General features: G+C 59.3%; 26 protein-coding genes and 2 pseudogenes. 16 read left to right on the forward strand and 12 right to left on the reverse strand.

Going from position 1 to position 25,659, the window contains the following annotated elements; all coding sequences use genetic code 11:
• Positions 1 to 2 precede the first annotated feature (2 nt).
• Positions 3 to 1,601, reverse strand: coding sequence for an ABC transporter substrate-binding protein (locus tag ACSQ3F_RS24980; protein ID WP_436102903.1), 1,599 nt, complete (start codon positions 1,599 to 1,601; stop codon positions 3 to 5).
• A 163-nt stretch (positions 1,602 to 1,764) separates the two neighbouring features.
• On the reverse strand, positions 1,765 to 2,328 hold the full coding sequence (locus ACSQ3F_RS24985) for a hypothetical protein (RefSeq protein WP_436102904.1): 564 nt from the start codon (positions 2,326 to 2,328) through the stop codon (positions 1,765 to 1,767).
• A 138-nt stretch (positions 2,329 to 2,466) separates the two neighbouring features.
• Between ACSQ3F_RS24985 and ACSQ3F_RS24990 the strand changes: the two genes are divergently transcribed.
• Positions 2,467 to 2,760 carry a helix-turn-helix domain-containing protein gene (locus ACSQ3F_RS24990; protein WP_436102905.1) on the forward strand — a complete coding sequence of 98 codons (294 nt, stop codon included), beginning with the start codon at positions 2,467 to 2,469 and terminating at the stop codon, positions 2,758 to 2,760.
• Between the two features lie 42 nt (positions 2,761 to 2,802).
• Here ACSQ3F_RS24990 and ACSQ3F_RS24995 read toward each other — a convergent pair.
• Together ACSQ3F_RS24995 and ACSQ3F_RS25000 are read right to left on the reverse strand one after the other, a co-directional pair.
• Positions 2,803 to 3,142 (reverse strand): annotated as a pseudogene (locus tag ACSQ3F_RS24995) (IS110 family transposase); the annotation flags it as partial.
• A 431-nt stretch (positions 3,143 to 3,573) separates the two neighbouring features.
• Positions 3,574 to 4,164 carry a TetR/AcrR family transcriptional regulator gene (locus tag ACSQ3F_RS25000; protein ID WP_436102906.1) on the reverse strand — a complete coding sequence of 197 codons (591 nt, stop codon included), beginning with the start codon at positions 4,162 to 4,164 and terminating at the stop codon, positions 3,574 to 3,576.
• 150 nt (positions 4,165 to 4,314) lie between these two features.
• On the opposite strand from ACSQ3F_RS25000, the gene ACSQ3F_RS25005 reads away from it, so the two are divergent.
• The 4 genes from ACSQ3F_RS25005 to ACSQ3F_RS25020 all read left to right on the forward strand — a co-directional run bounded on the left by ACSQ3F_RS25005 (position 4,315) and on the right by ACSQ3F_RS25020 (position 7,238).
• Complete coding sequence (locus tag ACSQ3F_RS25005) at positions 4,315 to 4,950, forward strand: NADPH-dependent F420 reductase (protein ID WP_436102907.1); 636 nt, start codon at positions 4,315 to 4,317, stop codon at positions 4,948 to 4,950.
• 52 nt (positions 4,951 to 5,002) lie between these two features.
• Positions 5,003 to 5,941 (forward strand): SDR family oxidoreductase, encoded by a 939-nt coding sequence (locus ACSQ3F_RS25010; protein ID WP_436102908.1) that lies wholly within the window; start codon positions 5,003 to 5,005, stop codon positions 5,939 to 5,941.
• A complete protein-coding gene (locus ACSQ3F_RS25015) occupies positions 5,875 to 6,609 on the forward strand; it encodes an NADPH-dependent F420 reductase (RefSeq protein WP_436102909.1) in 735 nt (244 codons plus the stop codon). Before ACSQ3F_RS25010 ends, ACSQ3F_RS25015 begins: the two co-directional genes overlap by 67 nt.
• Before the next feature lie 317 nt (positions 6,610 to 6,926).
• A complete protein-coding gene (locus tag ACSQ3F_RS25020; protein ID WP_436102910.1) occupies positions 6,927 to 7,238 on the forward strand; it encodes a nuclear transport factor 2 family protein in 312 nt (103 codons plus the stop codon).
• A 114-nt stretch (positions 7,239 to 7,352) separates the two neighbouring features.
• Here ACSQ3F_RS25020 and ACSQ3F_RS25025 read toward each other — a convergent pair whose 3' ends face one another.
• Both ACSQ3F_RS25025 and ACSQ3F_RS25030 read right to left on the reverse strand, forming a co-directional pair.
• Positions 7,353 to 8,087, reverse strand: a complete 735-nt coding sequence (locus ACSQ3F_RS25025) for an SDR family NAD(P)-dependent oxidoreductase (protein ID WP_436102911.1) — start codon at positions 8,085 to 8,087, stop codon at positions 7,353 to 7,355.
• Positions 8,088 to 8,190: 103 nt separating this feature from the next.
• Positions 8,191 to 8,790: an NADPH-dependent F420 reductase gene (locus ACSQ3F_RS25030; protein ID WP_436102912.1), complete on the reverse strand. Its 600-nt coding sequence runs from the start codon at positions 8,788 to 8,790 to the stop codon at positions 8,191 to 8,193.
• A 249-nt stretch (positions 8,791 to 9,039) separates the two neighbouring features.
• Between ACSQ3F_RS25030 and ACSQ3F_RS25035 the strand changes: the two genes are divergently transcribed.
• Positions 9,040 to 9,933, forward strand: coding sequence for a LysR family transcriptional regulator (locus ACSQ3F_RS25035; protein ID WP_436102913.1), 894 nt, complete (start codon positions 9,040 to 9,042; stop codon positions 9,931 to 9,933).
• A 138-nt stretch (positions 9,934 to 10,071) separates the two neighbouring features.
• On the forward strand, positions 10,072 to 10,248 hold the full coding sequence (locus tag ACSQ3F_RS25040) for a hypothetical protein (protein ID WP_436102914.1): 177 nt from the start codon (positions 10,072 to 10,074) through the stop codon (positions 10,246 to 10,248).
• A gap of 348 nt (positions 10,249 to 10,596) precedes the next feature.
• On the opposite strand, the gene ACSQ3F_RS25045 is transcribed toward ACSQ3F_RS25040, so the two are convergent.
• The 4 genes from ACSQ3F_RS25045 to ACSQ3F_RS25060 all read right to left on the reverse strand — a co-directional run bounded on the left by ACSQ3F_RS25045 (position 10,597) and on the right by ACSQ3F_RS25060 (position 14,640).
• Positions 10,597 to 11,118: an N-acetyltransferase family protein gene (locus ACSQ3F_RS25045; RefSeq protein ID WP_436102915.1), complete on the reverse strand. Its 522-nt coding sequence runs from the start codon at positions 11,116 to 11,118 to the stop codon at positions 10,597 to 10,599.
• Between the two features lie 60 nt (positions 11,119 to 11,178).
• On the reverse strand, positions 11,179 to 12,591 hold the full coding sequence (locus ACSQ3F_RS25050) for a hypothetical protein (protein WP_436102916.1): 1,413 nt from the start codon (positions 12,589 to 12,591) through the stop codon (positions 11,179 to 11,181).
• Between the two features lie 42 nt (positions 12,592 to 12,633).
• Positions 12,634 to 13,677, reverse strand: a complete 1,044-nt coding sequence (locus tag ACSQ3F_RS25055; protein WP_436102917.1) for a class I SAM-dependent methyltransferase — start codon at positions 13,675 to 13,677, stop codon at positions 12,634 to 12,636.
• A 204-nt stretch (positions 13,678 to 13,881) separates the two neighbouring features.
• Entirely contained in the window at positions 13,882 to 14,640 is a 759-nt protein-coding gene (locus ACSQ3F_RS25060) for a helix-turn-helix transcriptional regulator (protein ID WP_436102918.1), read from the reverse strand.
• 271 nt (positions 14,641 to 14,911) lie between these two features.
• Between ACSQ3F_RS25060 and ACSQ3F_RS25065 the strand changes: the two are divergent.
• A pseudogene (locus ACSQ3F_RS25065) lies at positions 14,912 to 15,211 on the forward strand (methyl-accepting chemotaxis protein); the annotation flags it as partial.
• A gap of 102 nt (positions 15,212 to 15,313) precedes the next feature.
• On the opposite strand, the gene ACSQ3F_RS25070 reads toward ACSQ3F_RS25065, so the two are convergent.
• Positions 15,314 to 15,817, reverse strand: coding sequence for a cupin domain-containing protein (locus tag ACSQ3F_RS25070; RefSeq protein ID WP_436102919.1), 504 nt, complete (start codon positions 15,815 to 15,817; stop codon positions 15,314 to 15,316).
• A 140-nt stretch (positions 15,818 to 15,957) separates the two neighbouring features.
• On the reverse strand, positions 15,958 to 16,497 hold the full coding sequence (locus ACSQ3F_RS25075; RefSeq protein ID WP_436102920.1) for a MarR family winged helix-turn-helix transcriptional regulator: 540 nt from the start codon (positions 16,495 to 16,497) through the stop codon (positions 15,958 to 15,960).
• A gap of 69 nt (positions 16,498 to 16,566) precedes the next feature.
• Between ACSQ3F_RS25075 and ACSQ3F_RS25080 the strand changes: the two genes are divergently transcribed.
• The 8 genes from ACSQ3F_RS25080 (at position 16,567) to ehuA (ending at position 25,477) form a co-directional block, all read left to right on the forward strand.
• On the forward strand, positions 16,567 to 17,574 hold the full coding sequence (locus ACSQ3F_RS25080; RefSeq protein ID WP_436102921.1) for a DMT family transporter: 1,008 nt from the start codon (positions 16,567 to 16,569) through the stop codon (positions 17,572 to 17,574).
• Between the two features lie 189 nt (positions 17,575 to 17,763).
• Positions 17,764 to 19,359 (forward strand): ABC transporter substrate-binding protein, encoded by a 1,596-nt coding sequence (locus ACSQ3F_RS25085; protein ID WP_436102922.1) that lies wholly within the window; start codon positions 17,764 to 17,766, stop codon positions 19,357 to 19,359.
• 70 nt (positions 19,360 to 19,429) lie between these two features.
• The gene (locus ACSQ3F_RS25090) at positions 19,430 to 20,764 is read left to right on the forward strand and encodes an LLM class flavin-dependent oxidoreductase (protein ID WP_436102923.1); all 1,335 of its coding nucleotides are present in this window, start codon (positions 19,430 to 19,432) and stop codon (positions 20,762 to 20,764) included.
• A 7-nt stretch (positions 20,765 to 20,771) separates the two neighbouring features.
• The gene (locus tag ACSQ3F_RS25095) at positions 20,772 to 22,118 is read left to right on the forward strand and encodes an LLM class flavin-dependent oxidoreductase (protein ID WP_436102924.1); all 1,347 of its coding nucleotides are present in this window, start codon (positions 20,772 to 20,774) and stop codon (positions 22,116 to 22,118) included.
• A 178-nt stretch (positions 22,119 to 22,296) separates the two neighbouring features.
• Positions 22,297 to 23,157: an ectoine/hydroxyectoine ABC transporter substrate-binding protein EhuB gene (ehuB, locus tag ACSQ3F_RS25100; RefSeq protein ID WP_436102925.1), complete on the forward strand. Its 861-nt coding sequence runs from the start codon at positions 22,297 to 22,299 to the stop codon at positions 23,155 to 23,157.
• 68 nt (positions 23,158 to 23,225) lie between these two features.
• Positions 23,226 to 23,894: an amino acid ABC transporter permease gene (locus ACSQ3F_RS25105; protein ID WP_436102926.1), complete on the forward strand. Its 669-nt coding sequence runs from the start codon at positions 23,226 to 23,228 to the stop codon at positions 23,892 to 23,894.
• Between the two features lie 88 nt (positions 23,895 to 23,982).
• Complete coding sequence (gene ehuD / locus ACSQ3F_RS25110; protein WP_436102927.1) at positions 23,983 to 24,696, forward strand: ectoine/hydroxyectoine ABC transporter permease subunit EhuD; 714 nt, start codon at positions 23,983 to 23,985, stop codon at positions 24,694 to 24,696.
• Positions 24,689 to 25,477: an ectoine/hydroxyectoine ABC transporter ATP-binding protein EhuA gene (gene ehuA, locus ACSQ3F_RS25115; protein WP_436102928.1), complete on the forward strand. Its 789-nt coding sequence runs from the start codon at positions 24,689 to 24,691 to the stop codon at positions 25,475 to 25,477. The genes ehuD and ehuA overlap by 8 nt, the downstream gene beginning before the upstream one ends.
• Positions 25,478 to 25,659 lie beyond the last annotated feature (182 nt).

The raw sequence follows: 25,659 nt of genomic DNA on the forward strand, positions 1-25,659 counted from the left end.
GATCAATTCTCCGCCGCAAGCGTCTGCATCGCGGTCGTCCAGCCGCGCGGATGCGTGACGTAAGAGCCGACCCGCGGGCCGAAGCCGACGATGTGATGGAAGTGATAGAGCGGGATAATCGGCTGGTCGGTCATCACGAACTCGGTGGCTTCAACCAGTGCTGCGTTGCGTTCTGGCCCCACCGCAATGCCCTCCGCCTTTGCAAGCTTCTCGTCGAAGGCCTCATTGCGGTAGTTTCCGAAGTTGAGCGCACCAGTCCCGCGGGTCGGATCCGGTGACGCGAGCAGTGCGTGCAGGATGATATCGACCGCTTCACCCGACGTGCCGCCGTACCAGACGGCATACTCGCCGGCAGCCCGCTTGGTGTTGAAGACAGAAAACGGAGCGGCCGCCGGCTGGGCGTTGACGCCGATGCGCGCCCAGCTTTGTGCGATGGCCTGAAGGCTCTCGGCGTCGCCGGGATAGCGGCCGGCCGGACCGGCCAGAACAAGGTTGAAGCCGTCCGGGAAACCGGCCTGTGCAAGAAGGGCTCGAGCTTCCTCGTAGTTCGGCATTTGCGGTTGCAGGTTTGCCGAGGTGCCGGGCAAGCCGGTCGGGAAGACCTGGGCGGCGGCCGTACCGTAGCCAGCAAGGATTTTGTCGACGAGCACGCCGCGGTCAATGGCCAAGGAAAGCGCCCGACGGACCAGCGGGTTCTTGAAGGGATTGGCAATCGCCTCACCGGACTTCGCTGTCACGCCGGGAAGCGCTTCGCGCGCGACATCGAACTGCACGAAGTTGATGCGGGCGGCGCCAACGCTGGCAATCCTGGCGCCGCGGTGCTTGAGCGACGCGACATCACGTGCCGGAATGGCGTCAGCCACGTCGACTTCCCCGGTGCTCAGCGCTGCGACGCGCGCGGCAGGGTTCTCGATTACCCGAAACGTGACCTCCGGCCAGGCGGGCTTGCTGCCCCAATAGTCGTCGTTGCGGGTGAGTTTCAGCACCTCGCCGGAACTCCAGCTTTCGAACCGGTAAGGTCCGGTGCCGAGCGGAGGATCCCCGGCATTGAGATCCTCCGTGGTCTGGAAACCGTCGGAAGGCCGGTGCATCACGAAAATCGAGGAGAAGGACAAAGGCAGGTTCGGGACGTTACCCTTCGTCTCGACGACGACGGTCAGCGGATCGGGTGCCGTCACCGCCTTGATGCCATTCACGTAGGAGCGAAAGCCGCCGCTTGGAGATTGAAGGAAATCCCTGATGCGCTCGATCGTGTACAGGACGTCGTCAGCCGTGAACGGCGTGCCATCATGAAAGCGGACGTTGTCGCGGAGCTTGAATTCCCATTGTGTGGCGGACAATGGCCGCCAGGAAATGGCGAGACCGGGCGTCAGCTCGAGACCCTCGTCCTGATAGACCAGCCGCTCGTAGATATGGGAGAGCAATGAGGTGTTCTCGTTGAGATTGGCGTAGTGCGGATCGAGCGTCATCAGCTTGTAGGACGTGGCGAAGCGAAGCTCTTCCGGCTCGTCTGCTTGCGCTTGGGTCGATGGGGCACCCCAGGGCGCAATCGATATCAGAAGTGCTGAAAGCAGCAGGCGAAATGAGGATCCCAGTTTCATTCGTCGTTCCTTTTTTGATTATTGAGAGAGTCGAAACCGCCGCGGTGGAAAGTCTCCAACGCGTCGGTTCATCGAGGCGATTCTTGGAAATCGCGATTTGCGACTGCCTTGAGAGGAACGCGCGGGAGCCTGTAGCTCTAGAGAAATCGCGTGCGCGAACTGTTCAGCCGTTGCGAAATACCGGTTGGTGTTCGGGCGCAGACAGGCGGCCAGTTCCCAGCTCCAGGTTGATTTTCAGGAGGTCGGCGATGATGTTGCGGATTTGCGGCCAGGGTTCTTCGAGGCTGGTGGGCGAGGGCGCCCACTTGCTGGCGATTGCAAGGAGCTTGGCGCCGGCGCCTGCAACTGACACCGCTGGCGTGTTCCATAGGGCTTCTGCTGCCCAGTCCTCCGAGATTGACGCAAGATCCTCTGCTTCGAGGGCATCATTGTACTGCCGCTCGGTTACGGTCGGCCCGAAACTACCCGCAGCGCTGCGGGGCGTTAAACCGCCGGAAATAAAAGATTTTTCGAGCAGCTGCTGTAAGAGCGTTGCTTCGGTCAACCGTTGCCAGGAGACGCACCACTGGCGCCAGGCGATGAGTGCCGGATCGGTGTCTTCTGCGTCCTGCAACGCGTCCAAGGAAGCCGTGGGCATCTGAAATGTGGGTAAGTCCGCCGCCAGGAGGGAATGCAAGTCATCCCATGTGACCGTAGACAAAGTTCTGCTATTGTCGGAATCAGCCATGATCCGAGCTCCCGTAAGCTTGATTGTGGTCAGGCTGTATTCGGTGTTCGAGCACCGGATGCAGCCGAAGTTCACTTAATGCCCCTGCGAGAGTGAGCCGCAGAGCCAAGTAACGCCTAGGTAACACACGAGACTGACTTGATCAATTCGAAATCACATGATGTCAATGAAATCACTGGTGCTCAAATTCGTGCGGCGCGCGCTCTAATTCGTTGGAGTGCGAAAGACCTCGCCAAGGCGGCGGGGATAGGTGTTGCGACAGTTAGTCGGGCGGAGGTGGAGGACGGCGGTACTTCTCTTACGAACTCAAACCTAAGGGCACTTCGTGAGGTATTGGAAGCCGCAGGGATTGAGTTCATCCCAGAAAATGGCGGTGGTGCCGGTGTTCGCTTTAAAAAGCGACACCATGAAGTGGCCGAACCTACTCGATAAATGACTGCGAATATGGTCTTCGGTGGTTGTGACAACGGGGTATTCTTGAAACCGTGTCTTAATCGGGACAAAGCGCATGTTCGGTCGCGTCACTGCTTCGCATATGCCTTCTGCATCAGTCGCCTTGTTCTTGTTTCGCTTCACGTAAGGCTTTACATAGCGTGGCGGCATCAGCCGTACTTCGTGTCCGAGTTTTGCCAATTCCCGCCCCCAATGATTGGCAGTCGCAGGCTTCCATGCCAATCAGACAAGGTTTGAGGCCTGCAAAGAACTGAGCAACGTAGCGGCGCTTCAATTGTCGGCGAACGACCGCGCCGGTTGCGGAAATGGCGTGCACTTGGAACACCGACTGACTTAGCAATGTCGGGTCCAATCGTGGCAATCTCTTCGATGGATGGCTCCTCCCATGCGGTTCCTAACAACACCGCAATCCTGGCACATCGCGATGCCCGCGAAGGGAGCCGTCCCCAGCATCAATAGCGGACATGGGCTATGCTTGGAGAACTGCCCGATTTGGGGCCGATAGCAGACTGGCCGGGTTTGAAAACGTGTCTGAGAGAGGCTGCCGTCCTGTTGATACCCTGTCGCTCGAAAATCAAAATCCTTTAAGCGATACAAGGTCGGCCAGCGGACGAGCGACGGGGCAGCGCTTATCCGCGATCGATTGCTTAGCGCTTGGCTCGGTCTATTCGCTGTCCCCTTCCTCGGGCTAGACAGCCTCGAAATGGATGACGACTGTCGGCGCATCAAGGATGCGCTGTCAGCTTTAAGTCTGTTCGCAGGGCGCACAGTCAATCGCGGTAGCGGAGCGCCTCACCGATCTGATTTAGCACGTCGCTTCTCGACATCGTTGTTCGACCGATTTGTCAGGATGGCGCTCGCGATAATATCAAAGAGATGATCGGCCCGTGGCGAAAATGAGGGTTGGTCGACCGCCCAGCCGAGCGCCGACATCAGGGCGAACAGGTCGTCCCCATTCATATCGGTGCGCGCCGTACCTTCGGCCTGAGCACGGAGAAGTAGTCGTGCGCTCGCTGAATGCACCGCTGCGCATGAAGCATAAAGAGCGGAGTCCGGGTTCGTATGGGCGGCCGCCATCAGGGCGACAACGCCCCTATAGCTTTGAGCGAATGCCAACCATTCGCGAAACCAGGACACGAGCGCTTCGTCAGGTGTGTTCGACGTTTCGAGATCGTCTGCCTTCTGCGTCAGTGCGTCCAGATTCGTACACAGCAAGGCTTCGAACAAGGCTTCTCGCGTCGGGAAGTGACGAAGCAGCGTGGCCAACCCGACGTCGGCCCGGCGGGCGATATCGCGCATGGACGCATTGACACCGTGCTCACTGACGACGTCACGCGCGACTGCAAGTACGTGGCTGTAATTTCTTCTGGCGTCGGCTCGCATGGGTTGCCCCTTGACATCTGGATCACTGGTCCACATATTCGGATCAGTGATCCAGATGTCATTAGTGAGAATCTGGATCGGTGATCCATAAGATACAGCGCACCGAACCATTTGCAAGGTGCACTACCCAACCTCACAAGGAGACTGCACATGGGCACTATCAGCATCATCGGCTCAGGTGGCATGGCAGCAGCTATCGGCGGCCTTGCCGCCAAGGCCGGACACACCGTCGAGGTGATAAGTCGCGACGCCGGCAAGGCGCGGGCGCTGGCCGAGCAGTTCGGAGCCGGCGCGACGACAGGAACGTTCGGCGCCGCCCCGGCCGGGGACATTGTCATCCTGGCGGTTCCCTACTCCGCCGTTCTCGACGTGGTGAAGCAGTACGGCGAAGAGCTGGCAGGCAAGCTCCTCGTCGACATCACCAACCCCGTCGCCTCCGACTACACGAGCTTTGTGACCCCCGGCGACAGTTTCGGCGCGCAGGAGATCGCCATGGCCGCCCCTGCCGATGCGGAAGTCGTCAAGGCGTTCAACACCCTGTTCTCCCACGTCCTGGCTGCCGGTCCAGTCGAGGGCCATCCGTTGGACGTGTTCATCGCCGGGGACGACGCGCAGGCGAAGGCACTCGTCTCGGTGTTCATCGAGAGCCTCGGATTGCGCCCGATGGATACCGGGCAGCTGCCCATGGCGCGGACGCTGGAGCACGCCTGCCTGCTGTCGCTGGGCCTCCTTACCCACTCCGTCAAGCACACCAACTTCTCAATCGGCGTCAAGCTTCTCGGCTGAGTGCACCGGTACCACCCCTTCTCGCATCACATCACTCACAAGGAGCATTTACATGCACGTTTTCGTCACTGGCGGGACCGGCCATATCGGTCCGTATATCATCCCCGAACTCATCGCCGCCGGCCACGAGGTCACTGGCCTGGCCCGGTCCGACGAGTCTGCAGCGGCGGTGTCGGCGCTCGGCGCCAAGGTGCGTCGCGGGGATCTTTCCGACCTCAATGGGCTCAAGGCGGCGGCCGCGGAGGCCGACGGCGTCATCCACCTCGCGCACAGGCAAGACCTGCTTCCCTCCGGCGGGCTCGACGCCGTGGCCGCCGCGGAGCGCCAGATCATGCTCGCGTACGGCGAGGCACTGGCGGGGACCGGAAAGCCGCTGGTCGCGTCGGGGAGCATTGGCTCGCCCGGGTGGGAAAGCCTCGGCCGGCCCGCCACCGAGGAGGACCCGGCCCTTTCCGGCGGCGATGAACACAAGGGTACGCTGCGGGTTCGTAACGTCGTGGAAACCACCGTGGTCGGCCTCTCCGAGCAGGGCGTGCGGTCTTCGATCGTGCGGATTCCGCCCATCGCGCACAGCACGACCGATGGCGGCTTCCTGCCGCTGCTGATCGGCCTTGCGAAGGAGAAGGGCGTCATAGGCTACCCCGGAGACGGCGCGAACCTATGGCCGGCCGTACACAGCCGCGACCTCGCCTCCTTGTTCCGTCTGGCGCTGGAGAAGGGTCCGGCTGGAAAATCTTGGCACGGGATTGAAAGCGAGGGCATCCCGTTCCGCGAGATCGCCGAAGCCATTGGCAGCCGTCTGGGCCTGCCCGCCGTGAGCATTCCCGCGGACGTATTGATGCTGCCGGGATACTTTGGGTTCCTCGCGAATTTGGTCACGCTGGACCTCCCGGCGTCCAACCTCATTACGCGGCAGACCCTCGGTTGGAAGCCTGCTCAGCCCAGCCTGCTCGCCGATTTGGACAACGGCCACTACTTCCCAGCCGGCTGACCCGCTTAGACACTACGAGCATAACCCAACTCATTAGGAGACTGCACATGAGCACTGTTAGCATCATTGGCTCAGGAAAAATGGCCGCGGCGATCGCGGGCCGTACCGCAAAGGCTGGACACACCGTCGAGGTTGTCAGCCGTGACCCCGCCAAGGCGCGGGCGCTCGCCGACCAACTCGCAGCCGGAGCGACCACGGGGACGTACGGCGCCGCGCCTGCGGGCGACATCGTCATCCTCGCCGTGCCGTACACCGGTGCGGCGGCGGTGGTGGCCGACTTTGGGAACGCGCTCGACGGCAAGGTGATCATCGACATCGCCAACCCGGTTGCCCCCGACCTCTCGGGCCTCGTCACCCCCAACGGCAGTTCTGGTGCGCAGGAGACCGCCAAGGGCCTCCCCGCCGGCGCGCATGTCGTGAAGGCGTTCAACACGATCTTCGGTCACGTACTTGCGAAGGATGGACGCCTCGACGCGTTCATCGCAGCCGACGATGCGGAGGCGAAGGCGCGCGTCTCGACCTTCCTCGAGAGTCTCGGACTGCGTCCCTTGCATGTCGGCGGCCTGCACATGGCTCAGACGCTCGAAGCGCTCGGCCTGATGATGATCGGCCTGGCCAAAAACGGCGCCGGCACCTGGGACTTCGCCATGAACGTCGATATCGACTGAATCGCCGACAACACGGCCTCACCGGGAGGTCCACGACGCCGGCAGGAGCAAGTCATCTCTTACGTCGGCTCATCACCCATAGCACGCTTGAGCCCGAACAGGTGAATGCCGGGCTCAAGCGTGCTCTGCTCGGCTCGCCTTGGAAGATTTGGGCGAGTGAGGACTTGCCGGTGGTCGAATCTGCGACGATGTGGGCACCGATCAGCGCGGTTTCCGCGCTGTGCCGCGAGCCTCCCCAGGTCGCCGCCGCCGACAAGCTCGGGGCTTAACGATAGCTTCGAAGCACCGACAGAATTTACCGACTGCAGGAAGGATTCATGATGCTTGATAATGAAGAAATCATCAGAGAACTTTACGCCGCAGCAGAAGGGCGAGGAACGGATATCGAGAAGTTTGTCTCCATCTTCTCGGAGGAAGGATACATGTACGACATTCCTTCTGGCACGAAGTTTCGCGGGCAGGCCATTGGTGGCTCTATTGTCGACTTTGCGAGTGCATTTCCTGATGTCCACCGTGAGTTATTCAGCATCTACGTCGCGGAGAACTTCGTCGTTGTCGAGCTCGCAATTCTGGGAACGCATAAAGGTGAGCTGGCCCTTGCTTCTGGAACTCTTATCGAAACTCGCTAAAAGGTTCGGGCTCCCGTACGGTATGAACGGCATGAAAGTGTTTTTCCGCCTATTTTACCGAGCGCCTACGGCGCTCCGAATAATCGAATGGAGCGGCCGGCCGGGCGTAGCGCGTCAGAGTTGCGCGAGGCCGCCATCGACGGCGACCTCGCTGGCGGTCATGAAGCTGCTGTCCGGCGACGCGAGAAAGGCAGCCACCGCTCCGATCTCCGCCGGATCGGCCATGCGCTGGAGCGGAGTCATCGAGGCGAAGGCCTTCTGGCCCTCCTCGCCTAGCGCTTCCTTCGCGAGTTCGGTCGCCGTCGCCCCGGGCGACAGCACGTTTACCCGGATGCCGGTGCCCTTCAGGTCCTCCGCCCAGGTCCGCGCGAGGTTGCGCACTGCCGCCTTGCTTGCGCTGTAGGCGCTGAACGCCGGGGCGCCCGTGGTGCCGGCGCTCGATCCGGTCAGGATAATCGAACCGCCCTCGCCCATCAGCGGCAGCGCCTTCTGGACCGTGAAGATCGTACCCTTCACATTGGTGTCGAAAGTTTCGTCGATGTGCTCGGCGGTGATCTCTCCGAGCGGAAGCGGGCTTCCCGCCCCGGCATTGGCGAAAACGATGTCGAGGGTTCCGCGCTCGGCCTTCACCGCCGCGTAGAGTCGGTCGAGGTCGGCCAGATCGGAGACCGAGCCTTTCACCGCGCGGGCATTGGGCCCGAGGTCGGCCACAGCAGCGTCGAGCGCTTCTTGCCGGCGGCCGAAGATGAAGACGAAGGCGCCCTCCTCGATGAAGCGCTTCGCTGCGGCGCGGCCGATGCCGGTAGCGCCACCGGTGATCACGGCGGTCTTTCCATTCAGTCTGTTCATGTCATGCATCCTTCTTTGGAGGGCGTCGCCCTCGCTTCAATCAAAATGTGGCTGCCCTTTTTCCACGAGGCAGGATCGCATCGAAATTTGCGATCACGATTCATCAGTCGAACTTGACCAAGTCCTTAAAGATCAGTTGACCCCAGCTATTCCCGCGCGCTTGAACAAGTAGTCCGCCTTCCGAAAGCCCGCCGAGTTTGATCGGCGAGAAACCGAGATTTTCCGCAAGCGCACCAATCTCCGCTGCAGCACCGTCATCGTCGCTCGCCAGGAACACGATTCTCCTGCCTCCATGCACGGCCGGGTCTTGGCCAAGGACCGCGGCGGCCAAATGATTGAAGCCCTTAACCAGCCTTCCGCCAGAGAAGGCCTGCGCGACGAACTTGGACGAAGGTTGTCCTCCCAGTTCCTCAGGGGACACGCCGTAGGCATTGGTCACATCGACGATGGTCTTCCCCTGCCAGGTGGGCAGCGCCTTCGCGACATCCTGGTGCGACTCGAAACGGACAGCCAAAAACACGATGTCCGCCTTGACCGCTTCCGCCAGTTTTTTGGGAATGATTGTGGGGCCGATCGCGGCCGCAGCGGATGCAAAACTTTCCGGGTCGCGCGTGGTTGCAACGGATACTTCAATGCCGTTGCGGGCAAACGCCTTGGCAAGAGTCTGGCCGATCTTGCCGAAGCCGATAATTGCGTAGCTCATATATTCTCCTTGAAAGTGGCAGCCCGCGAAACCCCGAACAATTAATGGAAGTGACGCAGTGCAATGCGCGCCGAGTTAGGGGCAGCGCGCCGACCCGCCTTGTTTACGTCATGGAGGTAGGATGCTGCGTGCGGCGCTATCAGTGTCGAAAGTTGCACAAGCGTGGTGCATAATTACACCGTCTGCATTATAGGATCTGTGTTACTGCACCGCCTCAGACATCAGCATTGCGATTTGGCCAGGAAGACAATGACGATCGATTGGGATGATGTTCGATATTTTCTCGCTGTGGCACGACACGGTTCTGTCCGCGCTGCCGCGGCCCAGCTAGAGGTGAATCACACAACGGTGCTGAGGCGCATCGCGCAGCTTGAGGCCCGACTCCATTCGCAGATGTTCGAAAAACTGCCGGCGGGCTATCGCCTCACCGAAGCTGGCGAACAGGTGCAAGAGTTTGCGGAACAGATGGAGGCTTCTTCTCATCTGTTGATGAGCCGCGTGTCCGGCCGTGATCAAGGCGTGCGTGGTCCCCTGCGAGTCACAATGGCGCCCACCCTGGCGACACATCTGTTGATGCCTGACTTTGCCGCTTTTACACGACAGCACCCCGAAATCGAAATGGAGATCCACTCCTCTTTAGAAAACGCTAACCTGACAAATCGCGAAGCCGACGTGGCCTTGAGGGTCGTTTTTGACCGCAATTCGCTGCCGCAGAACCTTCACGGCGTGAAAGGCCCAGACCTTTCCGTAGGTGTCTATATGTCTCGCGACCTCCTCGCGGCTTGGACGACCGGCAATTCGGGCCACATCAGGTGGATAACGAAAAACATAGAGGGCGTGCCCGATTGGGCCCATGGCGATGCCGTCGAAATTACCGGAGCCCCGTTCCGAGTTCCAGAAGATGCAGCGCATCTCGAGGCGTTGCGCCTGGGCTTAGGGATATCGGCGCTTCCCTGCTTCGTTGGAGATGCTGAGCCGCTGCTCGTCAGAGTTCCTGGCACAAGTCTCGGCCCCCATGGAACGCTTTGGGTGCTTACACAGGGCGAGACGCGAAAGACCAAGCGTGTCCGCCTGTTCACGGAGTTCATATCAGATAGACTGCGTGTTCACGCGGGGGTTCTTGCGGGCGACAAATCTCGCTAAGATCAATCGTCTAACTCTATTATCGGCGACGAACCGCTGGTGTTCGTGTCCAGCTCGTCCTGCCAGGCGCTTGTCGTCTCGGAATGCTGGGACGTTGCGGGCGGCGCAAACCTGGAACCCTTGCCGGGGAGCATCGTCATGACGACCGAGAATTGCGTGGACGCTGCGCTGAACGGTCTGGATCGGCAAGAATCTGTTACCGCTCCGTCGCTCCACGATGAAACGCTGTTCCGCGAATACGAAGCTGCCTTTGCCACAATTCTCCAGGGCATGTTCGATGCCAAGCCGGCCAGCAGATATGGATTGAGCGGATAAACGAGCGTTCGCTTTACGGAGCAGAGGCAGCTTTTGGGCTTTGGCGTCAAAAGCTGCCTGACAACTCTCCACCCCATCTCGGCCAGAGGATGGTGGACTTCGAAACGGCCGCTTTCGAAAGTGGTCGTCTCCCGCTGAACGGCCGAAATGGGAGCGCGAAGCGGTCTTTCAGTGATCGAACCTTCTATGTCTGCTTCGGGGCCGAAAGCGGACGATCGCATGGAGGAAAATCGTCAGTTCGCGTAACATCAGCCTTTGAAATCAGCACAGGGTGCGCCAGACGCAAACTGCATATTGTCGCTCGCGCGGTGGCCTTGTCGCCACAGCGTCAAGCTTCAAGTGCGCTCGCTATTCTCGCGTTTTCTCCAGGGGGAGCAACATGAGCACTTCGTCGCTGCTCATCCCATTGTCGCGGAAGCCGCGAGGTATTCGACCAACCGGTTCGAAGCCGTAGCGTTGATAGAAGCGTATTGCGGCGGAATTTTCCGCGCTCACCCCAAGCTCCAGCTGCAGCATTCCAAGCTCTCGTGCATGGTTTGCAACGGCACCGAGAAGGTCTGAGGCAATCCCCTTTCCCCGTTCGGGTTTGCGCACGTAGACACTCGTGAGTGTCGCGCGATGCATCATTTTCCTTGCTTTCTGAAACCTGAGCCCCATCATGCCGCAAGGCTGCTCGTTCAGGAGTGCCACAAAAACGGGCTGTTCGAGCCGCTGGCGCCATTCCTGCTCGGAGAGATTGATCCAGTCTTCGTGTAAACTCGCGAATGAATTAGGCTCGCATGAAAGTGCTTCCAGGCGAATGTCACGGAACACGCCGACGTCATCGACCGACAGGCGCCTGATGACGGTATCGGTGATGGTGTCGGACATTTGCATCTCCCAGAATTTGCTGCTGCAAGGTTTCACGTTCGGTTCGGGACGAAGCTCCGATCAGGCAAATTTCCATTCTGGTGAACGGACGTGAACGACCTCATCTGCGATCCGCTGCGTCAGCGTCTCCCAGATCGGATCGCTGATAAAGCTCTCAAGATCACCGCACGTCTGTTCGAGTGGTTGCTTGCCATACAGATCGAGCAAGACGGGGAGGGGGCTGCTCTCCAGCTCCTGAAACGGCCACGCGTTGCGTGGCTTCAGAACACGATGGCCCCACACCCCGGGGCAATCATCAGCACAGAGGGTTTCCAACAAAGCCTGGTGACCGGATCGCTCAAGCGCATTTGAAAACACATAGCGCATGAGAGGGTAGTAGACGGTCTGCCGGCACCCGCCGAGAACGCGGATGCCCGGTAGAATGGAAGCCACCAGAAAGGTCGTAAACAGGTTCGGAACGATCTCCCGCCTGCGAAGTGCTGCTGCGAGAGCCGCCGGCTCAAAGCGCAGCTCCATCGCTTTACCGGGATTGCCCGTTAGAACCCGGTTCGCCAGCCGCAACGAGAAGAGCTTCCCGCCGGTATGACCCCAGAAAAAGTCAGTCGTGCTGCGGATCCATCCTGCCCAAGGACCCGCGTTAAGTTGGTCGATTGCTTCGAGGAGGGCGCGTGCGACCAGATCATTTCCGGCAAAATGTCTCGATAGCCATGAACCAGGGTCTTCGAGATGATCGGCGACGAGGTCGGCGATGTCGATGTCGTCAAGCTGGAGAAGCCGTGGCTGCGCCGGGAAAGCCCAACTCCAGAGGGCTTGATTGCCAGCCCTGATCGCGTCCGCGGCAGACGCGAACTCCGCTTCCGGCAAAATCGCCTTCAACCGGGCGGCTGACGCGTTGGCTGGCGTCTCCTTGCTGCTTCCCACTAATTGGAAGCTGTAAGGGCCGTTGAACCCGCATACGCTGTAGGAATCCATCAGGCGTCTCGGAAGCCCGAAGATGTTGACCGGCTCGCCTTCAAGCAACAGCCATCCTGGACCTTTCCTTGGCCTTTCAATGAATTTCACAGTGGAGGCGCTGTACCAGATATGCCATTTCAGCCCGTTCGCGTCTAATCCGAGCAGGCTGAAGAGGTGTGTGTAAAACGCATCCGGTTCGATCAACAGATGGCAGTGGGGACCGGTTTGAATGACAGGGGCCGCCGCCAATTGTTGGGCCGATTGCTTCGCTTCCTGCGAGGTGGCTCCCGAACGCACCGCAGCCCGTTCGACGCAGGTCTGAAGGAAGAACATGGCCTCGTCACGAGCAGAACATCCACTTCGGTGACCCGCGATGTGGTAGGCCGTCTGTGCATAATTCTTGAGCGGGCGAGCCCAGTGGTCATCCAGCCGTGGCAAGAGATGCGACAAGGTTTGTTTCAGTCCAGCCGCGGTGAATTCGTTGCCGCGGGATCGAACTGTAGTCGGATTTTCGTCCATCGGCTCGCTTCCTCGGCTCTGGCGTGCAAGGCCCATGTCGCGTCAACTGTCGGCCGGGCGCGAAGGCCGCCACTCCGATCGCTCAGATGGTGACGAAGCGGTTTCTCGAAAAAACCGGAGTGGGAGCTGTTCGTAGCAATACTCGGGCGGAATCGCCGGTTTCAGCATCGATCTAGCGAAGCCTTTGAGCGCGGCGAGCGAATTGGAAGAGACGATCGTGTAGAAATTGCCACTGTTCCAGGTCACGATGGAGTGACTGAAAAATGTGCTCAGCGCAGCAATTGAACTCTCCAGGTCGACCTGGAGTTTCCGCATAGTGTCTAGGACATCGCGCTTCTTCGCAACAATCTCGGTCTCGGAAAAGTAACGTCGCTTGAACTGCTCGTCCTTCTGGCGCTCGCGCTGCAGATAGGTTTCGCTATCTGGGTGTGCGATCTTTTGCACTTGAATGAGCAAACCATCATTCCGGATCCGGGGCGCGATGAACGCGAGTTGCGCTTTCCGGTCGCGACTGTACATTTGGAAGGTTGTGTCCTCGAGCAAGATATCAAAGCCATCCCTGAATGGCTGCAGGTTCTCATCGGCCGCGTAGAGTTCTGCATCCAGTTCAAAGAACGGACCGTGGTAGAAATGCGCATGCTCGCTCCCTCGTTTGGCAAAAAAGCAGGTGCGGTTGCCATCCGTGGGACTGCAGCACAAGGTCTCCAGCCGGCCGTCGCCGAGCCTGGCGAGAGCTCTTGCGAGCGTTCCCGCTCCAGCCCCAAGGGAGTAGAATGTTGCGGCACGGCCGCTATGTCCCCAAACACGCAGGCTGTGCGAGAGTATAGCGGTGGCGAGGCGGCACTCCTCTTCCAGGCGATAGGGGATGCTTGCGAAATAATGGTTGTCAAAATGACCCCATAGCCGACGGTGCGTGTCCCAGAACGTCATGCATTCCAGATCGTATTCCAGAAGCCGCATATCGGGCTCTGGTATGTTTCGATCAGGCATTGCGCCGAGGCCCGTTGCTGTTCGCTCGAAGAACGGCGCAAAAGCAGTGAGCCGCGGCGCATTCCGCCAAGTGTCGATGGTCTGCATATCCACCATTGTGCGATCCTTCCCTGACTGAAAGAAACAGCCGCCGCGACAGGCATCAGAGCGTCGGATGACATATCGGCATCCCGCTTCATTGCGAGCGACCGGCCGGCGGATGGCCCTTGTGACCAGACTTCCTCGAAGGGGAAGCTGTCGCAATCTGTCGATTTCGGGAGATTGACGCGCACCGCGGGTGAGCGCGCAGCTAGATTCTAATCAGACATGGATTTTCTCCAGGAAGCTTGCCCTGGCCATCGCCTGATAGAGGGTGGCGGCCCCAAGCTTACGCCTTGCCGAACGAAGATAAAGGCGAATTGCGCTTTCCGAAATGCCAAGATCCGAAGCAATTCGCTTGATAAGCTTGCCTTGCGCGAGAAGCTCAAGGCACTGTTTTTCCCGCCGCGAAAGTGTCTTGTACACGCTGCCGGCGCGACGATTGGAAAAAGAGATTGCCTTCTCATGCAGACAGTGGGCGAAGATTTGCAGGTCGTGAATGCTGGAATTGCGTAGCCTGGACCATAATTTTCCGGCCGTATTAGAGGTCACTGATAATATGCTGCGTTCGCCATTTGGCCCTCTCACCGGCAAACTCAGACCATGTCGGCCTATGCCAAACGATCTCGCTTCTTTGAAGAAGGCGTCCGCTGTAACTGACGTCCGTTTAAGGTCCGACCAGTCAACGGGCAGGAACCCCGTGCGGCTGACCGCGATGACGGGGTCGACGTCAAAATAGTTTCTGCTCAGGTAAACGTTTGTCCACTGGTGGGGATAGGTCGTGCAATAAAACGGGTAGGGCTGAGGACTGGTCCCATCGTGAACGATGAGAAATGTTATATGGTCCAAGCGATATAGGGCGCGCGTATTTTCGATAACCGCGCCGAGTTCTTCGTTGCTTTTTATCCTTTGCAATGCTCTCAGTGACCAAGATAGTCGTGGGCATTTTCCTGTCCACTCTTGCCCGGCTCGCGCCATCATCGATGTTTCCTTCGAGACTTAATGCAAGACGCCGCAGCGGTCGGATTGTTAGGCGATAGGAGAACCGCGTCGTCCTGGAGAGGTTGTGATCACGCAGATGTCGACCAGAACCTGCAACTCCCGCCAATTCTGGCGACAAACGGCTGGGTGGAGAAGATGGTGGATTCTACAAGCATCCGTGAAGATACGAAACGCCCGACTTCATGTAGCTGTGGACGATCTGATCGGCTAAATCAGGATCGCTCTATGTCAAACCCAGGACACTTGCGAGGGGCAAGCGCTGAAGACGATTGAGGGTTATATCGTCACGGTAAACCAACATATGGATTCCATCGCGACGTCGGCGCGTGAACAGTCGATCGGCCTTTCCGAGGTGAACACGGCCGTCAACCAGATGGACCAGGTGACACAGCAGAACGCGGCCATGGTCGAAGAAACAAATGCAGCCAGCGCAACACTCGCCAATGAGGCTGGCCGGCTGCGCGAGTTGATTGCCAGTTCCAGCTTGGGGGCAACGCACAACGCAACCGATGACCGCCAGAAAGCAGGCAGGCCCAACGATCGCAAGTAATCAGCATAAGCCTTTCGTCTCGCCCGTGCGGCGGCCGAAGGCGCAGAGCGTTAAGCTTGGTGAGAGTCGTCGGTTCGACGCCCAACAAGGCGTTCGACACTCTTACTCCGAAGAAATCGATTGGTCGGGCCGGGAATGAATCGGATCGACCCAGTATACCTCTTTAGGGTTCTCGACGGGATCGACATCAGTGATGTTGACGACAACCGCCTCGTTGTCTGAGCGAACCAAAACGCATTCAAGGACGTGATCGGGGTCAGCGTTGATCTCTTGATGCGGTACATATGGCGGAACATAGATGAAATCTCCGGGGCCAGCCTCCGCAACGTACTCCAGTCGTGTTCCCCATCGCATCCGCGCTTTGCCCCGAATGACGAAAATCACGCTTTCGAGCGCGCCATGATGATGGACACCCGTCTTCGCGTCCGGTTCGATGGATACGGTGCCTGCCCAGATTTTCTGGGCGCCGACGCGCGCATGATTTATTGCCGCCTGTCTAAACATGCCCGGCGTCTGGGGAGTGTTGGGGTCGAGCTGGGCGCCCTTTATTACCCGTACGCCGTCGTGCTTCCAGTGTTCGGTGTCGCCTTCATTCCGCTGGGTCATCGCAATGCCTCCTGAAAAATTAAGTTGAATGAGCGCCGTTTTCGTTTGCCTCGAATGGGTGCACTTCTGGGTGAACCATACGGCAGATCTAGAGACGTGGCTGCTGTAGCTATGCCAAAAATTCGGAGAGGATGAGGTTTTTATTCGCCGTTGGCAGCAGGAAACGTCCGCGAAAGTTTGCGCAAAAGTCTTTCCAGCTCGGCCCGTTCTTGCCCGGTCAGGCCTTGGAGCATGTCTGCTTCGGCGGCCGCGTCCATTTGAAAAGCTTGTTTGGCACACTGCTTTCCCTCATCTGTCAATTCCACCAGGAGACTTCGTCCGTCCTTTTCGGCTGCGGTCCGTCGAACCAGTCCTGCAGTCTGGAGACGGTTTAATCTGTGGCTCATGCCACCTGATGAAATCATCATCGACCGGAACAGTTCTGTCGGACGAAGCCGGTAGGGTGGGCCGGAACGCAGAAGCGTGAATAGGACATCAGCTTCGCCGCTATCGAGGCCGTGAGATTGAAAAATTCCGTCGATCCTCGGACGAGAGGCAAGGGTTATCCATCGGGCCCGACCGAGGATAGCGATTCCAGATGTGTCCAAATCAGGCAGCTCCAGCGCCCATTGCGCACGGATTTCATCGATCGTGTCTCGATGGCTACCGTCTTTCGTTCCTGCCTCATATTGTCTTGACATTAAGATATCTCAAATGGTTATCTTCACGTGAAGATAACCATTTGGAAGAAGACGCACAAGAGGACAGTTATGACACGCGGACCAGTTTGGACATTTTTCGCGTCGCCATTTTCCCTCCTTGTGGTCTGCGGCTTCCTGTTTGCTGCTAAAATCATGGTGTCCAAGGCAGCCCTGGATGCTGGAATTCAGCCGTTTCAACTCGCCGTTATCGGCAATTTCGGTGCGGGCGCAGTTTTGCTTCCCTGGCTGCTGGGTGGCTCGAGGAAACCCTTGCCGTGCGGCCCCCGTGATCTCCTTCTCTATCTGCTACTGGGCCTCATCAGCTTTGGTTTTCCCGTCGTGCTGTCGCATCTCGTCGTTGCGCGAGTGGGGCCTGCCTACGGGGCGACGATCTACTGCCTTTCGCCGCTGTTGACGATGACACTTGCCGTCGCAATGGGCGTGGAGAAAGTGTTCTTTCTCCGCTTTTTGGGAATTGTCATCGGCTTCGTGGGAATGATTGCCCTCGTGCAGCAACAACTTTTGCAAATCAACGTGAGCCAATCCTTTTGGGTCTATGCAGGATTGGCTATTCCCGTCTGCGCGGCAGCGGGTAACGTAATGCGTTTGGCATACTGGCCCCCTGGGGCGTCCGCCCTCGCATTTTCGTGCGCCACGCTGTTCGTCTCGAGCGCAATACTTGGTCTCGCAGCGCCGATCTTTGAATCTCCGGCAAACTGGAGCTTTGCCGATGCATCAATCCTGTTCTGGCTTCTGTCATTCATCTGCGTTTCGGCCTTCTCCTATCTTGCCAATTTCCGTCTTCAGGAACTGGCAGGTCCGGTCGTCTTCAGCCAGATCGGCTACTGGGGTACGGGCTTCGGCATCGTTCTTGCGGCAGCGCTGTTCGGAGACATGCTAACTGCGCTGTCCATCATAGGGATGGCATGCATATTGTGCGGTTCAGCGCTGGCGAGAGGGCGGGCTCCTAAAGCGCCCGCCGTGAGCCAGAGGTCGGTCTACTCGAAACGCAGCCATAATTGGAATGTGCTTTCAATGGGTCCGGAAATAAGAGATCAAAATTGTTATCAATATTGATCTCAAAAGAGTTACCGTTCTCTGGCTGGCTTCACCTTTGAAGCTTAGCGCGGGGGATGAACAAGGGCGAAAGATGCTTGTCTCGGCTCCCGAACGCCGCCGAACGCAACATCAGGAGATCCCATGCATCCCTCTTTTCAAGCCTATCCCCTTCAAGCCGGGCACCATTCAACAACGCGCGGGGCGTCGTTGAAATCCACCGCTGCGACGTTGCTATTCCTCGTCGGCGCATCGCTCGTTTCCAGCGCCCCGCAAGCATTCGCTGAAACACCCGCCGACACCCTCGTGGTGGCGAAATATATCAGCGACCTGATCACGCTCGATCCGGCCGAGGTCTACGAGGCAACTGGCGGCGAAGTCGTCAACAACGTCTATGAGCGGCTGATCACCTTCGATCCCGCAGATTTCACGAAGCCGGTGGGTGGTGTCGCGGAATCCTGGACAGTTTCCGACGACGGGCTGACCTTCACTTTCAAGATCCGGGACGGTCTGTTTTTTGCCTCCGGCCGCGGCGTCACTGCAGAAGACGCCGCATTCTCCCTGGAGCGTGTCGTGCGCCTGGGCAAGACGCCGGTCTTCTACCTGACGCAGTTCGGGTGGTCGGATGACGACATCTCGGACCACGTTGGCTACACGGACGAGAAAACGCTTGTGCTCAAGCTCGACAAGCCGTATGCGCCCGACCTTTTCCTGAAGGTGCTATCGTCCACGGTATCCTCGGTCGTCGACAAGCAGGAGGCGATTAAACATGAAAGTGGGGGCGATCTCGGCGCCGGTTGGCTGAAGAAGAACACGGCAGGGTCCGGACCCTATCAACTGGCCGCTTGGACGCCGAACGAGGCCGTTCTTCTCGCCGCGAACCCGCATTACAAGCGCGAGAGCGTCCCCCTGAAGAACATAGTTCTGCGTCACATCCCGGAAGCCGCGACCCAGCGGCTACTGATTGAAAAAGGCGACGTGGACATCGCGCGAAATCTGACCGCCGACCAGATACAGGCGCTTTCGACCAACGCCGACATAGCCATCGTTTCGACGCCCAAGACCGATGTGAATTACATCGCGCTCAACCAGGGCATCAAGCCGCTGGACGATGCCAAGGTGCAGCAGGCCTTGCGCTGGGCGATCGATTACGAAGGGATCACCGGCAACATCCTGAAAGGTCAAGCCAAGGTGCACCAGAGTTTCTGGGGCAGCGGCTCGGGCGGCTCGTTGGACGAGACGCCCTACAAGCTGGATATCGCCAAGGCAAAGTCTCTCTTGGAGGCTGCCGGCTACAAAGACGGGTTCAAGTTGAAGCTCGACGTGTCGAGCCGCTCACCCGACAGGGAGATCAGTCAATCCCTGCAGTCCACCTTCGGCCAGGCAGGCGTCACCGTCGAGCTGAACACGCTTGACCGGGCGCAGCTCCAGACAAGGTTTCGCGGACGTCAGCACGACGCGGTGTTCTTCGGCTGGTCGCCCGACTATCTCGACGTCCATGCCAGCGCTTCGTTTTTCACGATCAACGACGACGACAGCGATGCTTCCAAGAACAAAAACGCGGCCTGGCGCGACCACTGGCTTGTTCCGGAGCTGACCAAGAAGACGCTGTCGGGATTGACGGAAGCCGACTCCGCCAAGCGCGAAGCCATCTACCTCGATTTGCAGAGGGAGGTTCGCGACAATTCCCCATTCATCGTCATCTACCAGCAACTCGGCCAGGTGCCTGTTCGGGCGGATGTGAAGGGTTTCGTGCCCGGGCCGAGCTGGGACACCCCGGCCTACTGGCGCACCACCAAGGGCTGACCACGCACGCCATGCCGGGAAAGTCTCGGCATGGCGCTTTTCTTCCAACATTCTGCATTGAGACCATGGCATGGCAAGACGCGACAAGCTTATCCTGGGTGCATTTCTGCAAACACCGGGCCAACACACGGCGGGGTGGCGCTATCCGCGGGCCGACGCCCAGGCGAGCCTCGATATCGACGCACAGATCGCCTTTGCGCAAACAGCGGAAAGAGGCTTGTTCCACGCAATTTTCATTGCCGATACGCTTCCCTTTCCCGTGAAGCTCGATGCAGAAACGCTCAGCCACAGCGCCAGGGTGGTCGACTTCGAGCCTGTGACGCTGCTTTCGGCACTGGCCGTTACCACGAGCCGCATCGGGTTGGTCGGGACGGTCACAACCACCTACTATGAGCCTTACCTTGTTGCCCGCCAGCTGGCCTCGCTGGACTACCTCAGCAAGGGACGCGCGGGCTGGAACGTGGTAACTTCCTCCAATGCCGCGGAAGCCCTGAACTACAGCCAGCGGGAGCATCCTGCGCATTCGCTCCGCTATGTGCGCGCAACGGAATTCGTCGATATCGTCAAAGGCCTGTGGGACAGCTGGGATGACGACGCATTTCTTTTCGACAAGGACAGCGGTCGCTTTTTCCGCCCTGAAAAGATGCACGTCCTCAACCATTCCAGCCCGGATTTCAAGGTTCGCGGGCCGCTCGCCGTCGCCCGTCCGGTACAGGGGCATCCGGTCATCGTACAGGCCGGGTCTTCCGATTCCGGCCGGAACGCTGCGGCAAGTTTCGCCGATGTCATTTTCACGGCCCAATCGGATCTGCCAGGCGCGATCGCTTTCTACGACGACGTACGGGCGCGCACGGCGGCCGCAGGTCGGGATCCGGACCACATCGCTATCCTGCCGGGGGTAACACCGGTGGTTGCTGCGACGCGCAGCGAAGCGCAGGAAAAGTATGAACAGCTCCAAGAGCTCGTGCACCCGGTCGCAGGCGTGGCGATGCTCTCGGGGGCGGCCGGAGCGGATTTGTCCAAGTATCCGATCGACGGTCCCTTGCCGGATGTCCCGCCGACGGAAGGTGACAAGACGCGGCAGGAGTTGCTGGTTGCTCACGCTCGCAAAACCGGCATGAGCATCCGCGACCTCTACCGGTGGCTTTCGCCCGGCTACAACACCGTGGTCGGAACAGCGGCGGACGTCGCCGACCATTTCGAGCACTGGTTCAGAAGCGGCGGCGCCGATGGCTTCAATGTGCGGTTCTCCTACCTGCCGGGGGACCTCGACGACTTCGTCGATCTGGTCGTTCCGGAATTGCAGCGCCGGGGTCTCTATCACGAGGCTTACGAGGGTCTGACCCTGCGTGACAACCTCCAGATACCGCGCCCGCCCAGCCGCTATTCCCGCGACCTATCCTGAGGGCACAATGGCCAAAAAGCCTATTTTCTTCAATCTGTTTGAACTGAACAACCGTACCGGTGACTCCCATGGTCTTTGGCGGCATCCACATAGCCGGCATCACAACTACAACGACATTGGCTTCTGGATCGCGATTGCCCGCAAGATAGAGGAAGGCGGCTTTACCGCGTTCTTTCTGGGGGATTTCTTCGGTGCATCCGATGTCTACAGAGGGTCGCCGGAGGTGGCGATCCGCCATGCCATGCAGTTCCCCTCCAACGATCCGTCATTGCTCGTCCCCGCGATGGCCAATGCGACGACGTCACTCAATTTCGTGACGACGATCTCCACGACCTACGAACATCCCTTCCACGTTGCCCGGCGACTTTCGACGCTCGATCATCTGACGAAAGGTCGCATCGGTCTCAATGTCGTAACGTCCTATATCGCGGCCGCTGCCCGCTACTTCGGACTGGACGAACCGATTGCGCACGATCGACGATACGCGATCGCGGACGAGTTTCTCTCGGTATGCTACAAGCTCTGGGAGGCCAGTTGGAGCGACGGTGCGGTCCGGTTCGACATCGAGAACGATGTTCATATCGACCCGGCGCTGGTTCGCCCAGTCGACCATAGGGGCGAATTCTTCAAGGTCGCCGGCCCGCACGTCTGCGAACCTTCCCTGCAAAGGACGCCTGTGATCTTCCAGGCGGGCAGTTCCAGGGCCGGGCGCGACTTTGCCGCCCGGCACGCGGAATGTGTCTTCGTGCAGGGGCGGACATTGGCGGCGGTCAAGGAGAACGTCGCCAACATTCGCCGGCGCGCCGTGGACTTCGGCCGCGCGCCGGACGATATCCTGATCTTCCACCAGCAGACGGCGATCGTCGCCCCCACGCAGGCAGAAGCGCGAGAACAACTGGAGGACTATACGCTGTACCGCTCGCCGGAATCGGCGCTGGCGCAATATTGCGGCTCGTCCGGCTACGATCTGTCCACCCTCGATCCGGATTCCATCCTCGGCTATGCGCTGACAGAGGCCAACCAGTCGCGCGCGGCGCAGTACACCACCCAGTCAGACCGACCGTTCCTGGTCCGGGAGGCGATTGAAGACGTCGGGCGCTTCGGAGACGGCATCCTGGTCGGAACCCCTGTCGACATCGCCGATCAGTTGGAGGCGATCGTCGATGAAACGGGCGTCGACGGGTTCAATTTCAATTCCATCGTTACGCCGCGCACGATTGTCGATTTCGTTGACCAAGTCATTCCCGAGCTGCGGAACCGTGGACGCATTGCCGAACGTCGAGAGACATTCCGCGAGACGTTGTTCGGGGAGGGGCGCGCCCGGTCTGCCAATGCCTCACGGCTCGCCGGCTGAAACGGCGTTAAAGCGTCGGTTCACACCTTCGCGGGCAGTAGTGCCTCGTCGAACCGACCTTATTGATAAAACGTTCGCCGCATGCGGCTAAAATTGAAATCAAAATTGTTATCAATATTGCGGCTTGGTTTATGGTTGCGATGCAAACGTAACGCGAATTGCTTGGGGGTAATTGCATATGAAGAGAGTTTTCCTGGCGTCCGTCCTCGCCATTTTTTCAGCTGGCATCGTGGCGTCGCCCGTCGCGGCAGAAACCACACTGGAGCGCGTCAAGCGCACCGGTACAGTCCAAATCGGCTTTTCCAACGAAAAGCCTTATAGTTTTAAACAACCGGACGGCAGCCTTGCGGGCGTGGACTATGAGCTAGCGCGCGCCGCGTTCGCCAAACTCGGCGTTCAGGCGGTCGATGGCGTGGCTGTAAAGTTCAGCACGCTGATCCCTGGCCTAAAGGCAGGGCATTTCGACGCCATTGCTGCAGGCCTCTTCATTCGTCCGGCACGATGCGCCGAAATCGCCTTTGCCGAACCGCATATCCAGATCGCCGACGCCATCACGGTTCAGAAGGGAAACCCCAAGAATATTCATAGCTACGACGACGTCCTGAAAAATCCGGATATCAAGATCGGAACGCAGCAGGGTTCGGCGTCGCGCAAGGATTTCGAGCGACTAGGCATCCCCGAGCGCCAACTCGTCGTCTTCCAGGATTTTCCGGAGGTCTTCTTCGCCTTGAAATCGGGCCGCGTCGACCTGACGTCCTCGACGATCTTTGCGGCCAACGAGACCATCGCGGCCGACGGCGGAAAGTCGGTGGAGCGGGCCACGCCGTTCACGCTTCCCGTCTTCGACGGCAAGCCGTCGATCAATTATCTCGGTTTCGGCTTCCGCCAAGATGACCAGGACCTCGTCGCGGCATTCAACGATGCGCTACGGGCTTTCCGGGGCACTCCGGAATATGATGCCGTCCTTGCAAAATACGCGGTCACGCCGACGGATATTCCCTCGCCGGAAGTGAAGCTCGCAGACATCTGCAAGGAGTAGGATCTTGGGCCTCGCACTTTCCTGCGAGCCTGAAGCGCCCGGCGAGTTTCTCGCCGGGGGGAGTGCGCATGCGTGACCTGCTGGTGTGGGTCCCGCTGCTGCTGGACGGGCTCGCGCAAACACTTTTGCTGTTCGTGATCATCCTTCCGCTCGGCTTCGGCCTGGGAATTCTCGTCGGCCTTGCACGCCTGTCGCGGTTGCGGCTGGTGCGCTACGCCGCCATCACTTTCGTGGAACTGTTCCGTGGCGTGTCCCTCTATGTCACCTTGTTCTGGCTCTATTTTGCCGCGCCGTTCCTTGGCATGCGGCTAAGCGTATGGGAGGCAGGAGTGATAGGCTGTTCCCTGACGCATGCCGCCTATTCCTCGGAATATATCAGGGCAGCGGTTCTTTCCGTTCACACCAGCCAGCACGAGGCGGCGATCGCCTTGGGGATGAGTGCTTTCCAGCGCCTGCGGTATGTCGTGCTGCCGCAGGCGCTGGTCGCCTTGCTGCCGTTGATGGGCAACGAATTCGTCATGCTCATCAAGGGCACGTCGATCGTATCGCTGATCGGGCTGGCGGAACTGACGGAGCAAGCGCACTCGATCATCGTCAGCACCTATCAGCCGGTGCCGGTGCTTCTCGCCGTTCTGGGCATCTATTTCCTGTTGGCGCAGGCGCTCATCCGGCTCACGCGGTGGATGGAGCGCCGCTTCGGCGGTTGGAAGCTCCGCACCTCCGTTGGCGCGGCGTGATGCGGCACGCACCTTCAGCAGGCGATGCGGCGATGCAGTCGGCGGCGGCCGAACGTGGAAGAATGATGGTTTCTATTGTGGCGATCCGATGAACATATTCGGCGTAGACATTCACGAACTGGACTGGTTCCGGCTCAGCATCGCGGCCGCTGTCCTGCCGAAGCTGATTTCTGCAGCGGGCGTCACGATCTATGTCGCGGTCCTCGCATTTGCAGGCGCACTGGTGGTCGGCATACCGGTGTTAACGGCGCGGCGCTCGAATTTTCCGTTGATCGCAGGGCCGGCGGTGTTCTTCGCCGATTTCATCCGGTCCACCCCCTTGCTGCTGCAGATTTACTTTTACTTCTTCGTGCTGCCGCAGGCCGGCATCGTCCTGCCGCCGATCGCGACAGGAATCCTCGCATTGTCGATCCACTACGGATGCTACGTTGCCGAGGCCTATCGCGCGGGCCTCGAGGCCTTGCCGTCGGGGCAGCGGGACGCCGTCACGGCGCTCGGCTTTTCCCGTTTCGACGCCTATCGGCACGTCATCGTGCCGCAACTCGTTCCTTTCCTCGTTCCGGCGCTTGGAAACCTCCTCGTGTCGATCTTCAAGGAAACACCGCTGCTGGCATCCATCGCGGTGACGGACATCATGTTCGTCGCCATGCAGCACGGCGCGGATCATTTCCAGTACATCGAACCCATCACGCTTTGCGGCCTCATCCTCCTTGTGATCAGTCTCGTGACGTCCTTTGCCGCAAGGCAGTTGGAAAGCTTGGCCTCGCAGGCCTGGCTCGGCAGGAGCACCGCCCGTGGCTGACCGGATTGCTTCACCCATCATCACGTTTCGCGATGTCAAAAAGACATTCGGTGGCCTCACCGTTCTGTCGGACCTCAACCTCGATGTGGCACAGAACGAAAATCTGACACTCATCGGGCCAAGCGGTTCCGGCAAATCGACGATATTACGCATTCTCATGACGCTGGAGACCGTCCAGGGCGGCGGCGTATCGGTAGATGGCGAAGCACTCTGGCACGACCTGGGCGCGGCTGCCCCGAGCCGGCAGGCGAGCGAGCCGCAAACCCGGGCGATCCGGAGCAAGATCGGGATGGTGTTCCAGAGCTTCAACCTTTTTCCGCATATGAGCGCGCTGCGAAATATCGCGGAGGCGCCCATTCGGGTGCTGGGGCTTTCCAGGGACGAAGCGCATGCGCGTGCCCTCGACCTCCTGACGCTTGTAGGGCTTGCGGACAAGCAGAACAATTTCCCGATCCAGTTGTCGGGCGGCCAGCAGCAGCGCGTGGCGATCGCCCGCGCGCTCGCCATGCGGCCCAAGATCCTGCTGTTCGACGAAGTGACTTCGGCGCTCGATCCGGAAACGGTCGGTGAGGTGCTGTCGGTGATCCGCGACCTCGCACGGGAGCACCAGTTCACGACCCTGATGGTGACGCACCACATGGGTATCGCCCGCGAAATCTCCGATCGCGTCTGTTTCCTCGAGGGCGGGCGGATTATCGAGCAGGGCAGTCCGGCGCAGATATTCGAATCGCCGGCGAACAACCGGACGAGGGCTTTCCTTAAGGCCATTCTGGAAGCCTGACGGGCAGGTGCGATCACAGAATTTTGAGCCGCAGGTGGCTGCCGTCCGACCTGCGCTTCCCCATCATAGAGAGGTCGAAACTCTCGCTTAGCGGCGTCATGGCTGGTGATTGCTTGCGCTCTCATTCTTTGGTTGAAGCCACCACGCTCCACTCAACTAGATCGGATTAAATTTCTTCCATT

Source organism: Pararhizobium sp. LjRoot238 (genome assembly GCF_964252955.1).
In the GTDB taxonomy this organism is placed as follows: Bacteria; Pseudomonadota; Alphaproteobacteria; order Rhizobiales; family Rhizobiaceae; genus Pararhizobium.

Coding starts and splice junctions, on each gene's coding strand:
- ACSQ3F_RS24980 (WP_436102903.1), bottom strand. CDS start 1,601: ATGAAACTGGGATCCTCATTTCGCCTGCTGCTTTCAGCACTTCTGATA.
- ACSQ3F_RS24985 (WP_436102904.1), bottom strand. CDS start 2,328: ATGGCTGATTCCGACAATAGCAGAACTTTGTCTACGGTCACATGGGAT.
- ACSQ3F_RS25000 (WP_436102906.1), bottom strand. CDS start 4,164: ATGCGAGCCGACGCCAGAAGAAATTACAGCCACGTACTTGCAGTCGCG.
- ACSQ3F_RS25005 (WP_436102907.1), top strand. CDS start 4,315: ATGGGCACTATCAGCATCATCGGCTCAGGTGGCATGGCAGCAGCTATC.
- ACSQ3F_RS25010 (WP_436102908.1), top strand. CDS start 5,003: ATGCACGTTTTCGTCACTGGCGGGACCGGCCATATCGGTCCGTATATC.
- ACSQ3F_RS25020 (WP_436102910.1), top strand. CDS start 6,927: ATGATGCTTGATAATGAAGAAATCATCAGAGAACTTTACGCCGCAGCA.
- ACSQ3F_RS25025 (WP_436102911.1), bottom strand. CDS start 8,087: ATGAACAGACTGAATGGAAAGACCGCCGTGATCACCGGTGGCGCTACC.
- ACSQ3F_RS25030 (WP_436102912.1), bottom strand. CDS start 8,790: ATGAGCTACGCAATTATCGGCTTCGGCAAGATCGGCCAGACTCTTGCC.
- ACSQ3F_RS25035 (WP_436102913.1), top strand. CDS start 9,040: ATGACGATCGATTGGGATGATGTTCGATATTTTCTCGCTGTGGCACGA.
- ACSQ3F_RS25040 (WP_436102914.1), top strand. CDS start 10,072: ATGACGACCGAGAATTGCGTGGACGCTGCGCTGAACGGTCTGGATCGG.
- ACSQ3F_RS25045 (WP_436102915.1), bottom strand. CDS start 11,118: ATGTCCGACACCATCACCGATACCGTCATCAGGCGCCTGTCGGTCGAT.
- ACSQ3F_RS25050 (WP_436102916.1), bottom strand. CDS start 12,591: ATGGACGAAAATCCGACTACAGTTCGATCCCGCGGCAACGAATTCACC.
- ACSQ3F_RS25055 (WP_436102917.1), bottom strand. CDS start 13,677: ATGGTGGATATGCAGACCATCGACACTTGGCGGAATGCGCCGCGGCTC.
- ACSQ3F_RS25060 (WP_436102918.1), bottom strand. CDS start 14,640: ATGATGGCGCGAGCCGGGCAAGAGTGGACAGGAAAATGCCCACGACTA.
- ACSQ3F_RS25070 (WP_436102919.1), bottom strand. CDS start 15,817: ATGACCCAGCGGAATGAAGGCGACACCGAACACTGGAAGCACGACGGC.
- ACSQ3F_RS25075 (WP_436102920.1), bottom strand. CDS start 16,497: ATGTCAAGACAATATGAGGCAGGAACGAAAGACGGTAGCCATCGAGAC.
- ACSQ3F_RS25080 (WP_436102921.1), top strand. CDS start 16,567: ATGACACGCGGACCAGTTTGGACATTTTTCGCGTCGCCATTTTCCCTC.
- ACSQ3F_RS25090 (WP_436102923.1), top strand. CDS start 19,430: ATGGCAAGACGCGACAAGCTTATCCTGGGTGCATTTCTGCAAACACCG.
- ACSQ3F_RS25095 (WP_436102924.1), top strand. CDS start 20,772: ATGGCCAAAAAGCCTATTTTCTTCAATCTGTTTGAACTGAACAACCGT.
- ehuB (WP_436102925.1), top strand. CDS start 22,297: ATGAAGAGAGTTTTCCTGGCGTCCGTCCTCGCCATTTTTTCAGCTGGC.
- ACSQ3F_RS25105 (WP_436102926.1), top strand. CDS start 23,226: ATGCGTGACCTGCTGGTGTGGGTCCCGCTGCTGCTGGACGGGCTCGCG.
- ehuD (WP_436102927.1), top strand. CDS start 23,983: ATGAACATATTCGGCGTAGACATTCACGAACTGGACTGGTTCCGGCTC.